Source organism: Phycisphaeraceae bacterium, from assembly GCA_020851465.1.
GTDB lineage: Bacteria > Planctomycetota > Phycisphaerae > Phycisphaerales > Phycisphaeraceae > JADZCR01.
In genome coordinates, this window is sequence record JADZCR010000002.1 from 1 (window position 1) to 13,371 (window position 13,371).

9 protein-coding genes are annotated in these 13,371 nt (G+C 56.2%); 5 read left to right on the forward strand and 4 right to left on the reverse strand.

Going from position 1 to position 13,371, the window contains the following annotated elements:
* The 3 genes from IT444_02115 to IT444_02125 form a co-directional block, all read left to right on the forward strand.
* Positions 1-200, forward strand: a 200-nt coding sequence (locus IT444_02115; protein MCC7191552.1) for a PEP-CTERM sorting domain-containing protein, incomplete at its 5' end; no start/stop codon positions are given.
* Positions 201-356: 156 nt separating this feature from the next.
* Entirely contained in the window at positions 357-1,106 is a 750-nt protein-coding gene (locus IT444_02120; GenBank protein ID MCC7191553.1) for a type II secretion system protein, read from the forward strand.
* Between the two features lie 68 nt (positions 1,107-1,174).
* A complete protein-coding gene (locus IT444_02125) occupies positions 1,175-1,906 on the forward strand; it encodes a type II secretion system protein (protein ID MCC7191554.1) in 732 nt (243 codons plus the stop codon).
* Positions 1,907-1,914: 8 nt separating this feature from the next.
* Here the strand turns inward: IT444_02125 and IT444_02130 are convergent, their stop codons facing one another.
* Positions 1,915-3,261 (reverse strand): DEAD/DEAH box helicase, encoded by a 1,347-nt coding sequence (locus IT444_02130; protein MCC7191555.1) that lies wholly within the window; start codon positions 3,259-3,261, stop codon positions 1,915-1,917.
* A gap of 165 nt (positions 3,262-3,426) precedes the next feature.
* Here IT444_02130 and IT444_02135 point away from each other — a divergent pair, with 165 nt between their 5' ends.
* Entirely contained in the window at positions 3,427-4,638 is a 1,212-nt protein-coding gene (locus IT444_02135; protein ID MCC7191556.1) for an alanine racemase, read from the forward strand.
* A 37-nt stretch (positions 4,639-4,675) separates the two neighbouring features.
* On the opposite strand, the gene IT444_02140 is transcribed toward IT444_02135, so the two are convergent.
* Entirely contained in the window at positions 4,676-5,890 is a 1,215-nt protein-coding gene (locus tag IT444_02140) for an exo-alpha-sialidase (GenBank protein ID MCC7191557.1), read from the reverse strand.
* Between the two features lie 351 nt (positions 5,891-6,241).
* Between IT444_02140 and IT444_02145 the strand changes: the two genes are divergently transcribed.
* Positions 6,242-7,267 carry a hypothetical protein gene (locus tag IT444_02145; GenBank protein MCC7191558.1) on the forward strand — a complete coding sequence of 342 codons (1,026 nt, stop codon included), beginning with the start codon at positions 6,242-6,244 and terminating at the stop codon, positions 7,265-7,267.
* A 14-nt stretch (positions 7,268-7,281) separates the two neighbouring features.
* Here IT444_02145 and smc read toward each other — a convergent pair whose 3' ends face one another.
* Positions 7,282-11,271 (reverse strand): chromosome segregation protein SMC, encoded by a 3,990-nt coding sequence (smc, locus tag IT444_02150; protein ID MCC7191559.1) that lies wholly within the window; start codon positions 11,269-11,271, stop codon positions 7,282-7,284.
* Positions 11,272-11,414: 143 nt separating this feature from the next.
* Positions 11,415-13,277 (reverse strand): flagellar basal body P-ring protein FlgI, encoded by a 1,863-nt coding sequence (locus tag IT444_02155; protein ID MCC7191560.1) that lies wholly within the window; start codon positions 13,275-13,277, stop codon positions 11,415-11,417.
* Between the last annotated feature and the right edge of the window lie 94 nt (positions 13,278-13,371).

The following is a 13,371-nucleotide window of genomic DNA, read 5'->3' on the forward strand; positions in this document are numbered from 1 at the left end:
ACGGCGGCAACCCGCTGCTGGACGACCAGGAGTTCACCACCAGCTACAACGGCAACCCCTTCAAGCTCACGATCGACTACAACGGCGGGGTTGACAACAACGACGTGATCCTCACCACCACCTTCATCCCCGAACCGGCCAGCCTGGCCCTCCTGGCTGCTGGCGGCCTCATGACTCTGCCTCGCCGACGAGGGAAATAATCCACGCTTCCAGCCCGAAGCGGCTAGTCATGGATTCATCAGCTTCTCTCCGTAATGAACAGAGGCTTTGCTCTCAGGATGCGAAGTCTTTGCTGATATAATCCGATAAGTAGATAGACGGAGGATAGTTTTACATCGCTGGAGTTCTCTGGCTCCATGAATCGAATGCGGAGAATTGTCGGCTTCACCTTAGTTGAGTTGCTGGTTGTCATTGCCATCATTGCAGTATTGATTGCCCTGCTTCTTCCCTCACTGAGCAAGGCACGCGATGTAGCGATCACCGTATCGTGTGCCGCCCGGATGCGGCAGATCTATCAAATCAGTGACACTTACACGAGCGACCACCGCTACTTTCCCGCGTGTCACTTTTACGAGGGACCGACCGCCACAACACCCAACCCCGCCACGCCGTTATTTGAGTTGATGAGTTTTGGCCGTGCTTTGACGCCATACATTCCGCTGGGCTTCAATAACATCCAGACCTACGACACAGGTCATAACCGCAATATGCTCATTTGTCCGGGTACGAAGTATCGCTACATCTCCCCGGTTAATGTTTCGCAGAATGTCTGGCCTTATCTCTACGCTGGAGACGGACGAGTCACCGGTTACAACACCACGATGCAGTTCGGCGGAGGCAACCAGCGGAGCTGGTACGACGCCAATAACGCGGCAAATATCGAACGGTATTTCCCCAAACGCTACCTCAAACAGCGCGAGCCAATCTTTATGATCGGCGAAATTTCCGGGGCCTCTCCTTACCTGGCCTACGTGGGCAATCCCTACACCATGTACAATCACAACGACGGACGAAGCACCAACGTCACCTTCAGCAACGGCTCGTACAAAACCTACAATATGCTGCTGGATACCGCCGTCGCGCAGGGAAAATTGAAAATCTGGTAACTCCGTTCCAAACCAATCCTACGATGTCCAGTAGCTCAAATACCGCCTGACCGAACCGGAGCACTGAAATCTTGCTGCGAACTTCACGAAAACCCGGATTCACACTGATCGAGCTGCTGGTTGTCATCTCGATCATCGCCCTGTTGATCGCACTGCTTTTGCCTGCGCTGCGCAAAGCTCGTGTGACTGCGCAGAAACTCGCCTGCACATCAAGTCTCCGTCAGATCATGACCGGCTACCTCATGTACATGAATGAGAATCGTGAATACCTGGCCTCCGTCGATTACGTCCAACAGATCACGCCGCCCCTGAATAACGTGTATGGCTGGGATGAGACGATTCTCAACGATTACTACAGCATCGGCGCAACGAAAATGTTTAAGGATGGTTGCCCCGGTCGTGGTCCGACCATCTCGCCTTTTGCCGCGGATACCTGGTCGTACGGAGTTAACGGCGCGGTTCACTCATGGGTATCAACCTCGCCCGCTTACTACAACGTGAATAAGCCGCCGCGCATCGCCGATTTTCGCCGACCGGATCGGACTCACATGTTTGCGGACATGGTGCAGATCTATAAGCGTTATCCCAATCCCAGCTTTTTTGATACCTATCTATTAGATCGCACTGTTCGCCATGAACAGGAAGGGATCGGCTCGGTGTACATGGATGGACACGCTATGTTCTTGAAAAACGATGATACTGCGTCCATCTGGCGAACCATGTGGCACTATGCCTACGGCAGTTGCCGCCTCGTCGGAGACGGCTGCTTCTGGCATGCGTACGATTCGAGTCTCCACTGAGGCCTCGCTCACCGTCGATTCGAGCGGAATCGCGTCCCCAGTGTCTGCCGCGGCGCAGCAGTCGGGATAACGCCGTCGGGGAATCGACGTTTCAACTCTTCTTGCGTCAATCCCTCAAAACCTGTCGGCACGGCGCGGGCAGCCATCGCCAGTTTCGGGTCCTTGCGCTCCACGGGCTTGGGGCGGCCGATCATCGCATCGGCTGGGACCGGGCCGGGTTTGAAATGAGGATAGTCCATGTGTTCGATCAACACGCCGGTGAGCTTTTCAATCTCCGTTAACAGTTGTCCCTGCTCGCTGGAGACAAAGCTCCATGCGACGCCGCGCCTTCCCGCGCGCGCGGTTCGCCCGATGCGATGAACGTAAACCTCGGGATCGTCGGGGAGGTCGTAGTTGATGACGTGGGTGATATGTTCGACATCCAAGCCGCGTGCAGCTAAATCCGAGGCGACGAGCACTTCGAGCTTGCCCTGACGCATCGACTCCATCACGCTGGTGCGCTTGTTCTGCGCCAGGTCGCCGTGAATTTCCCGGCAGTCGATGCCCTTTTCCCTCAGATACTGCGTCACGCGATGCACGGTCGCCTTGGTACGACAAAAGACAACCGTCGTATCGGGGTGCTCGTTCTTGAGCATATGCAGCAGAAGCTGTTTTTTATCCCACGGTTCGACGGATAGATATTTCTGGTCCACCAGGGCGACGGTCAGAGCACCGCTGACCGTCATGATCTTTTCAACATCGCGTTTCATGTACGACCGAGCCAACCGCTCGATTTCGTCGCTGATCGTCGCCGAACAGAAAATCGTCTGATGCTCGTGGGGGATATTTTTGAGAATTTTGCGGATATCATCGCGGAATCCGATATCCAGCATGCGGTCCACTTCATCGAGCACGACGAAGCGGAGGTGGTCGAAGCGGATTTCGCCACGGTCGTACATGTCCATCACCCGGCCAGGGGTGCCGACAATGATGTGACCTCCGCTCTTGACGCTCTTGGACTGCATCCGCATCGACTCGCCGCCGACGATACACGACGTGCGAATGGGTGTATGCTTGCCCAGCTCATCAATCTCCGCAGCTACCTGTGCGGCCAACTCTCGCGTCGGGACGAGGATCAACGCCTGCATGGGGCGGCCGGGATCTGCCCGTTGAAGAATGGGTAAGCCGAATGCCGCAGTCTTTCCTGTACCGGTCTTCGCCTGGCCGATGACATCCTTACCGGCGAGAATCGCAGGGATCAGGCGTGCCTGGATATCGGTTGGATGAACAAATCCGGCTTCACCGATGCCGCGCAGTACGGGCTCTTCCAGCCCTAGTGAGGCAAAAGTATGTGACTCGTTAAAAATATCGCTCATGACAAAGACGGGTTCCGAAACAATTTGCGGGAGAGACATCTTAGAGGGAGCAAGGCAACGGCACAAATAATTCAAGCAATCGAATCACGATTACTCATAACCCTGTGATGAACAGTCCGCTCAACCTACCAGCTCTCGACGCATGACTGATACGCTGCTACTGCCATGAACCCCACAAGCTGGCTCGAAATTAACTTCGCACAACTCGACGCAAATGTCGCAGCATTTCGCGCCATGATCGGACACGCGAAATTGTGCGGCGTCATCAAAGCCGATGCCTACGGACTGGGTGTCGTACCGATCGCCCGTCGCCTTACTTCTCAGGTAGAGATGCTCGCTGTCTATTCACCCGCGCAGGCGGAACAACTCGCAGGACTGGCGCTGACATGCCCCGTGTTGGTGTTCATGCGTCTGGCGGAATTGACCCGCGGGCATCCGCTCTACCGCATGGCAGTCACCGGTCAACTTCATTTGACGATCCATGATTGCGAGCAGGCTGCGCTGCTGGATGAGGCCGGCCGGAGACTCGGCTGCCGTATTCCGATTCATCTTTATCTCGATACCGGCATGAGCCGGGGCGGGCTTAACGCGGAACAGTTCCGCAGGGTGATGATCCAGACAGCCACGTTCAAACACCTTCTCCTCGCGGGCGTGTACACGCATATGGCCAGCGCGGAAAGCGATGAGTCGTTTACCCATGAGCAAATGGCATGCGTCGATCGTGCGTTAGCGGACTTCAAAGACAAGCTGCCTGCCGATCTGATTGTTCACGTAGCTAACACTTATGCCACGCTGCGCGATTCTCGCTTTCATCGTGGGATGGTGCGGATCGGACTTGGGCTATGGGGCTACGGCTTGGAAGACCTGCAAGGAGAGGGACCGTGGAAACACCTCCATAGAAACCGCGAACCTTTAAACTCTGGCTCCTCATCAGTTGCCTGGACCGTACGGAGCGGCCCTGCTCCTGTTCTCCGCTGGCGCTCACGACTGATCCACATCCAGGAACATAAACGACAAACACCTGTCGGTTACGGAAGTACGCATGTGCTGACACGTGACAGCGTCCTCGGTCTCGTTCCGGTCGGTTACGCAGACGGCTACCCCCGATCGCTTACCAATACATCCGTCGTTTCACTGCCCGAAAGTACCGTCGATGGGAAGCCCTTGACTGCGCCCGTCATCGGACGCGTCAACATGGATCAGATCGTGATCGACTTGACCGATGTCCCCGCCAGCGTGGGATCACTTGTGGAGCTTATCAGCGGCGATCCTGATTCGCCTTGCGCCTTGCCGACACTCGCCCGTCAGGCAGGAACGAATACATACGAGATGTTATGCCGTTTATCACCACGGATTACGAGACGTTACATATCCTAGCCGCCGCCCGAAAAAGCAAATGCTGCTGCCAGACGGTTCACCGCGTCGCCACTCGATACTGATACGTGTCTCCCGTCCAACCTGCCCCACGATTTGTGAAATAGGGCATATTCACGATCACGTCACCGGTTTCACGGTCTTCAAGGGCCCCAAAATTTGACAGGTGTGTATTCGGAGAGTCGTGCGGCTGAACGCGGTCAATGACAAAGAGCGTATCTTTGCGGAGCAGGCGGGACTTCTCATCCACTTCTCCGATGTACAGAATGTCACGCGGTAAATTAGCGCGAGGATTTTCTGCCGAAATGTTGCCCAGCCAATACAACTTCCCGCTGGAATGTGGGAGAAACTGACACATACTCGCTGGTGAATAAAAGAGTGATCCGTCTGAATAGCCCCACGGCCTGACCTCTGACCATGTGTAGCCCGCATCACTGGAGATCGCGTACCACTTGTGGCCGGGTATTTTCCCCTCTGCATCATTGCTGCCTCGCATCACCAGCAGCAAAGTGCCGTCATGTAACTCTGTCAACGTACACTCATCGAGACCGCGAGTTGATTTAGCTGGAGGCAGAGAAAGACTCGCAACCGGTTCCCACTCGATATTTCCGCCCTGTCGCCACCTGCCGACCAGCACCATTTCCTCCAACCACGTGTACCCTTTGCCGGGGTTGTAATATTTGCCGTCCGGCCCCAGCAGACTGCGTGAAACGACCAGACACAAGTGCCCCCTCCGCGTGCGGACAATCGGCGGAAACAGCGGCAGCAGAATCGCATTTTTACCAGTCCAGATGTCCTTGAATGGATGTTGGGCGTTGAACTCACCAGCCGCATCACGCCCCTTCTGGATGATTCGCTCGTCGATGAGATTGGTACGCCCGCCATCATCTGACACACGATAGTTCAGGTAGTACTGTGACATCCCTTCGATCGGATCGTCGTTTTTGAACAGCCCTTCGAGGTAGAGAGAGATGAGTTTCTTTTCTACGGGATCGACAAAGCCGATACATTCAAACCGCCGAAGCGTACCCTGATCCGTTTTTTGGCCGATCAGGTGAAGGCGTTGCTCGCCCCAGGTCCGCCCGTTATCAGTTGAAAAACTCAACGAGCCGTCGTCGAAAATATCATTGCTGATATCCAGGTAACGCAGGCGGATTTTTTCTATACCTGACGCTTTGGTGTAGTACTCATACTCATACGCGGTGCTGGCACCAGGTACATTTTCGAAGACGAGCTTTTTTTCGATGAGCTTCATGCGAGTGCACATCAACATGGCAGAACGTCATGTTAACACCGAAGCTCGCAAGAGATTTTGGCAATACACGGTATCCCTCGCCCAATTCCATTCTGAATAGTGTCAGATTACATACCGAACCCCCAGTCATCGGACGATAACATGCGCGGTACTCTCAACACCTCGACACACACCTGATCTCATCAGCAATTGTTCGATATTCACAGCACACAACCGTTTTTTAATACCGACCTGTTAATCGTCTATTGGACACCCTCTGTCGTGTGATCGTTTATCCAGCATCAGGACTGGTAGAATACTGGGCTACGTCGCGGCGACAGGGAGAGCGCGACGGATACGTGGTTTATTTGCATGAAGACTCGATTCACCCTGCGGATGGCGTTCTGGCTCCGGTGGCTGATGGCACTGGCGTGGGGACTCGTGACTGCCATCTATCTCGATTGGTTATTCGCTCCGTTGATGAATGGCCGACAGATCGACGGCGGATGGTGGTATCCCTCTCGTTACGTGTTCTATGCATGGAAAAGCCGCACTAACCTTGAATGGTTCCGCTTCGGTGATTTTGGTCTTACCGGTGTGCTGGGGAATTCCATCGACCCCGCCAATCACAGGCTGCGTTATGCTGTCCTCGCAACAGGCCTCATCTTCATCGCAGCACTCACGGCATGGATGTTTCTGGCACTGGGGCGCGAGTGGCTGCGTGAGCTACCTGCCAAGCGACGTCCCACTAACCGCAGCATTCTCGCTTCGAGCTTGATGGCTGGCTTGCTCACCACGGCTGGCATCGTCCTGCTGCTCGATGTTCTGGGTGTCTGGAACTGGGTCGTGTATAGTTCCCCCCGCTTCCTGTTACGACTTGCTGGCCTCGGCCCCATCGCTCCCGATGGCCCATCGGTCTGGCCGGGGATCGTCATTTTGTGTCTTGGGTGTGTCTTCTGGTCAGCCGTGTTCTCGGCAAACTGGGCTTACAGCACACGGTGCTGGCAGTTTGAACGCATGACACTCGGCCTGCTGGTGGTCGCGGCTGTGATCCTTCTACTAACAATCGTGCTGCGATTCACACTGCCTATGACGACACCGGAAATTGAGGTCGATGGCCGCTACACCGCTGCTGTGCTGGCCACGACCGTGACACTCTGGGCGTGGGGTTGTCGAATTCTGTTGCTTTTCCAACTCAAACGATTCGAACGATTACGCAACTCCGTGGTCTGCTACGCCTGCGGGTACGATCTTTCCGGCACACTTGCAGCTCAGCGACATGCCTGCCCGGAGTGCGGCATGAGCATTGGAACATACCAACGCGACCTGCCCACAAAACTGACAAACGCCGTCGCCTTGAATGCGTCCGTTGACAGCAGTAGCAACGCCAGCGTTTGACAGATGTATTAGGATTACGATCCAACCTTTTCCGCTTTGCGTGCTTCCAGCATCGCGGCAAACTTCGCGCGGAGTTTGTTCCGGTTGAGCTGTGGAAGTACAGGCGGGTCGCTTGAAGCCACGTGAGGTGAAGACGACATTGCAGGCTCTGGTACGGGCTTGAATACGGGCGTTGTTTCTTCGACTACTTCAGTCGCAAGAGGTGATGACACTTCAACAGCGGGAACTTGCTCCAAAACTTCCGGCGGAGCGATCGTTGCTGCTTCTTCTGCGTCCTTCTTCGCCTGAGCTTCGATCGCCGCTTGATCAATCTTCACATCGCCGCCTTTGACGGCCGCGACCTGATCAAACTGCACCGCCACTCGCTTCGAGACACCGCGCTCCTGCATGGTGATGCCGTACAGCAGATCACACGACTGCATGGTGCGTTTGTGATGCGTGATGATGATGAAATGGCTGCGGTCGAGAAAACTCTTGACCACATCGGTGAAACGCTCGACGTTTGCCTCATCCAGTGCCGCATCAACTTCGTCGAGCACGCAGAACGGACTCGGCCGAGTCTGGAATATAGACATCAGCAGCGCCACCGCGGTCATCGTTTTTTCACCGCCGGATAGTTGACTAATCGAGCACGGCTCCTTGCCCGGCGGTTTAGCCATGATCTCGATCCCGGACTCGAGCACGTCTATGTTGCCGTTTTCATCCGGTTCGAGTCGGATCTCCGCCTTACCACCGCCGAACAGCCGCCGGAACATACCGTTCTGTCCGCCGAACGCTTCGCGGATCTGTTCAAAGGTGACTTCAAAACGCTTGCGGCTGTCGTCGTTGATCTGAGTAATGAGTTGCTCAAGCTGAAGTTTGCCCTGTTCGATATCCGCGAGCTGCGCCGCCATCGATTCGTGCTGCTTTTCCAGTTCATCCTGCTCGTTGATCGCATCCACATTGACGGTACCGAGCCGATCAATCTTGCCGCGCAGGTCTTTGATCTGCCCCTCAATCACCGGCCAGTCGATTTCCGCAGGCACGTAAGACTTGTAGGCATAGGCCACGTCCAGAGCCAATTGTTCCTGGCCTCTCTGCTGTGTCGCGTCGATCTTTACTTCGGTTTCGCGTTTGGAAAGCTGATGTGACTGGAGTTCCTTATCAGCCTTTTCAACCTGGGTGCGATGCTCCGCAGCGGCGGCACGCAACTCCGAGATCGCAGCCTCAGACTTGTTGAGTTTGTGCAGGACCAGATCCGCTCGGACACCCAGCTCGCGGAGCCGGCTTTCCGTATCGGCAATAACCTTGGCGGCCTCATGGCCGGTCGTTTCCAACTCGCCGATTCGACTTTCGTGATGTGCAAGCTGCTCAGCAAGACTCTTGTGCTGCCGTTCGATGTCACCTCGTGCAATTTCAACCTGGCGTACCTGCCGCTGCGCCGCGCCGAGTTGTTCAGCGATTTTGCCGGTTTCCACACGAATCGTCGTAACCGCTTCGCGGCTGTGCTCGGTTTTCTGTGTTAAATCCTGGATCGACGCCTCAAGGTGCGTCACCGCTTGTTGCCGTGCGGCAGCGTCCTGCTCGAGCCTCTCCGCTTCCGTCTGGTGCGTCTGCTTTTTCGACTCCGCGTCGCGGAGTTGTCGGTGTACCGATTCGGTTTCAGCAGAGAGCACTGGTTGCTCACGCTCAAGCTGCGCGATCTGTTGTTGCAGCGTATCGAGCCGGCTGCTCAGTTCCACCCGGACCGTATTCGCTTCGTAAATCGCCTGTCTGAGTTCCTGTGAAATATTTTCAAGATGTGCAGCACGATCGGACAGAGCCGCCAGTGCCTGCTGGTCCTCGCTGATGCGTTCGTCTAGAACCGCGATATCACGGTTGAGCTTAGCCAGTTCGCTGCGGCGAGAAATCAGGCCGGTCCCGGCAGCACCGGCGACCGGGCCGGCGATGACTCGGCCGTCCGTCTCAAGCAATTCACCGCCTTGGGTCACAAAGCGATAGCCTGACGGCAGCACTGCCCGCAGCAGCATCGCCGACTCAAGGTCTCGCACGATCAAGGTCTGACCAAGCAGCCGCCACGCGATCGGAGCGATTTCGGCTGGATATCGCACGAGATCAATGACCGGCTTGACTCCCGGAGGGAACGCATCTGCCGCAGCAGGTACAAACGGCGGCAGGCTGCATTGATCCACCGCAATAAATGCCACACGACCCGCAAGCGATCGGATCGCCTCCGTACCGACAGCCGCATCACATACATCCGCCAGACGGTCGATCACCAACGATTGTTGATAGTCCCCCAAGGCCGCTTCAACAATTCGGGCACCGTTTGAATTGTCCGCATCCACTTCGAGCATGTCCGCCAACAAGCCCCGGACAAAGCCAAACAGATCAACCTGACCGCTGGGTGTCGTACTTTTGTGGGCAAGGACAGCCTTTACCGGATCCGCCACGCCTTCCTGCTTGTCCTGCATCTCCTGGAGCAGCGCACGCCTTGAGTTTAGACCCGATCGTTCTTCTTTTGACTTCGCCAGCGCCTGTGACAATGAACGCTGACCAGCATCGAGTTGCTCCGCCTGGGCCACCAGTTCATTGAGTTTTGCGGATTCCGCTTCGATCAGGGCTTTGGCTTCTGTGTGTCTGACGCTGGCCTCATCCCGGAACGTCAGGAGTTTCTCAAGCTGTCCGGAGACCTGGGCCGCCCGGGCGTCCAGCCGTTGCCTTGTATTGAGCAGATTCTTCTCGAACTGTCCGAGCGAATTGATCTCGTTATGAAGTTGCGACGTTCGCCGCATCAATCCGACGATACCCGCCTTTTCGTCCTCAATCCGATTCCTGTGTTCATTAAGCTCGTGCTGGAGCCGACGGTATTCCTCCTGCGACGCCTCAAGTTTCGCAGCCGTTTCTTTTTGCGAAGCTGTCAGCGCCTCCACTGCGGCGCTCTGGTCAGCATGCTCACGAATGAGCTGGTCGCGTTGAGCGGTCAGCTCTTCGAGCCGTTTACCATCACGCTCAATCTGGCGTTGAATATCAGCAAGAGTCGTCTCCGCAAACTGCTTGCGCTGGGTCGCCTGATCGCGGGCTGACTCCTGCTGGAGTCGATCGTGTTCAACCTGTTTCTGCTGGGCGAGGATCGAGCCGCGATCCTCTTCCGCATCAGCGAGGGCCTGCTCAGTCTTTTGTGACTGCCTCGCCGCCACGGCGCGATCGGCCTCAGCTTGTTCCAGCTTTTCGTTGACCTCTTTCAGTTGCGTCTGGAGTCGATGAAACTCAGCAAGTACATACGTAAGCTGAAGCTCACGCAGTTGCGTCGTATACTCCTGATAATTTCGCGCCCGGCCGGCTTGAATCTTCACGCTTCGCAACCGCTTTTCCGTGTCTTCCAGCCGCGTGCGAGAGAGCGTCAAGTTCTGTTCAGTGCGTTCCAGCTTGCGGATGGCTTCTTTTTTCCGGGCCTTGAAACGACTGATGCCCGCGGCTTCCTCGAACAGCTCGCGACGTTCGTCCGCTTTGGCCTCAACCATGGCCGACACACGCCCCTGCTCGATCATCGAATAAGCGTCGGTGCCAATCCCTGTATCGAGAAAAAGCTCGCGGATATCACGCAAGCGCGCTCGCTGCTTATTGATGAGATACTCGCTCGAACCATCACGATAGAGTTGGCGAGTCACACTGACGGTGTCGAAGTCCAATGGGAGCTTGCGGCGCGGAGCATTGGCTGCTTCACCTGTGGAAGGTTCGGCTGAAGGCGACGAGGCTTCGACAGGGTTATCAAAAGTCAGCGTAACCGACGCCATACCGCTGGGCTTGCGTGCGGATGATCCATTAAAGATGACATCCATCATTGCGCCGCCGCGCAAGCTCTTGGCGGATTGCTCACCGAGTACCCACTTGATGGCATCGACGACGTTGGACTTGCCGCAGCCGTTAGGCCCGACGATGCCGGTGATAGGGGCATCGAAGGCGATCTCCGTCCGATCAGCAAATGACTTGAAGCCTGTGACGGTGAGCTTTGATAGGCGCATTCGGATCGACCTCCTTGTCGTCACCGGTACTTATCGGTCTATTAGACCCCGGCGGATTGTGATTTCAGGCCCTTCCGGGGCCTATACCTCCTGAACCCGACTCCAAGCATCATCTTACGTGAAACCCGTTCAGCAAACCACCGCTACCGCATCATGGTGTTGAGAGGGTCGGTCGCATCAGATTGATTCTCCGTGTCATCGTGATCCGGCGAATGCGTGTCCGGCCGGGCACCATCATTTACGGATGGACGCTCACCAGCGGGCACGGGGGACAGATCGGGCGATCCTGCCGTATCAGGGCGCGGACCGATGCCGCCATTCTGCCGAACTCGTGCAACCGCCTGTGCCAGTGGGTTGATCTGCACTTCGATCGGGGTGGTGATATTGCCCTGCTTGTTGAGTTGGAAAATGGCGTTGATGACCTGGCTGTAAGTCAGGTTGAACCCCTCCGCTGGATTGCGCTTCGACGGCGAGTGTGCAAGGAGGAAGACAAGATTCGCCACGGTCGGTGCGATCTCGACAGTCTTGCCGTCAGTCTGACCGGGAGCCTGATAAAAAACGCTGGCTGCCTGTCGGCTATTTACACCAGGGCGGACCATGAGATGGTTTTCCCAGATCTTCATGATTCCCGCCGTACTGAATCCGAGCATCGGATCGAAAATAACCAGTCGCGGCTGCTCTTTCTGTGTGAAGTAGATGAGCGGTTCTTTCGCGGGTACGAGATCGAAGAAAAACTTGAAATCGACACCCTCACCCATCTGGGTGCGGTGGAGTGCTGGATGGCCGATGTCAACCGCCGTTTCGTAGGCGGCAATACGAACTGCACGATCCGTATCATCGAACAAGCGGCTCACGATGGCTGGAGCCTTTTCGCTGGACGGGAGAAATGAAAGCATGGACACCGCACGCTTACGGGTGCTCGCATCGTCGGATCGCGTTAGTTGGTCGATGCCTTCAACCGCACGCATGTCTCCAAGGCGGGCACCTGCCTCAAGAGCTGCCAAGCGCAGATGCAGATGTTCATCCGCGTAATACTGACGAATCACACCAAGGCTCAGCTTACCCAGCGTCTGCCAGGTTGCCACGACATCCGCCGCGTAACGCGGTTCAACGCGCAGCAGATTCGCCAATTCCTGCGCCTTGTGCGGCTCAAACTCTGAACCGCGCTGAAGGAACAGGTGTCCGATGAGATTCATCAGAAAACTCGGATGGCGGGCAAACCTAGCGGGGATGTTGATCTCGATGACCTGATTAGTTTTGGCGACGGCCGTTTCATTTCTGTCCACAGACTCGTCACGCTGGAACCGTTCATTGATGCGATCTGCGATGAGACGGGCGCGGATCCAGCTCGGTTGGTTCAGAATCAACTCGATCTTACGGTTATCCACGGAAACCCCGCCGGAAAGCACTACGGCCTGCCGCTGCCCAGGTGTGTAAATATCGTCAGCCACGACCGCAGGACCAGCATCGGCTTCAAAAGGGTTCAGATACATCGGTCCACGAGCGACCGCGAGCTTACGGGTGAACTTGAGTTGTTCGTTGGCACCGCCAAGCGACAGATTCGTCATCCACAGAAGCCCCCCTTCGAGGCTGGTCGTATCAGTCTGCGGCAGCGCGCTGACGAGCACATCAAACCGGGTTCCCCGCGGCGCACCCGGTGGAATGAAGCCTTCAACAGCCACGACTGCCGCTGTTCCACTGGCAAGAATCTGTTCAGGAGTAGCGTTGAGAATATCGCGGGTCTGTACGCTACCGACACCGCCACGCCGCATCTCCGTCAGCATCCACTGGCGTAGAAATGCGGGAACCTGGGTCGATCCCGTACCCGGCAGCCCGACTACAAGACCCCAGCCGCTGACTAATTGCGGCTCCATCCCGCGCACGGTGCAAAGGGAACCGATCGTTCCATGCAGAAATGTCGGCCCGGTGAACGTCTGTGCCGGGGTGGGCGGCGGCGGAGGTGTGACGTTCTTCGTACAGCCTGCGCTGATCAACAAGGCAGCCATGAGCAGCGCAACGACAAAACAACACCGATGCAGGAGTGAAGGCATATCAGACCTGTCAATGAAGAATTCGTGGGGTGGGCGCAACAACGCTATT

What these genes read in the sequence shown, in the direction of transcription:
- smc (MCC7191559.1), bottom strand. Translation starts at nt 11,271, where the DNA reads ATGCGCCTATCAAAGCTCACCGTCACAGGCTTCAAGTCATTTGCTGAT.
- IT444_02145 (MCC7191558.1), top strand. Translation starts at nt 6,242, where the DNA reads ATGAAGACTCGATTCACCCTGCGGATGGCGTTCTGGCTCCGGTGGCTG.
- IT444_02155 (MCC7191560.1), bottom strand. Translation starts at nt 13,277, where the DNA reads ATGGCTGCCTTGTTGATCAGCGCAGGCTGTACGAAGAACGTCACACCT.
- IT444_02135 (MCC7191556.1), top strand. Translation starts at nt 3,427, where the DNA reads ATGAACCCCACAAGCTGGCTCGAAATTAACTTCGCACAACTCGACGCA.
- IT444_02140 (MCC7191557.1), bottom strand. Translation starts at nt 5,890, where the DNA reads ATGAAGCTCATCGAAAAAAAGCTCGTCTTCGAAAATGTACCTGGTGCC.
- IT444_02130 (MCC7191555.1), bottom strand. Translation starts at nt 3,261, where the DNA reads ATGAGCGATATTTTTAACGAGTCACATACTTTTGCCTCACTAGGGCTG.
- IT444_02120 (MCC7191553.1), top strand. Translation starts at nt 357, where the DNA reads ATGAATCGAATGCGGAGAATTGTCGGCTTCACCTTAGTTGAGTTGCTG.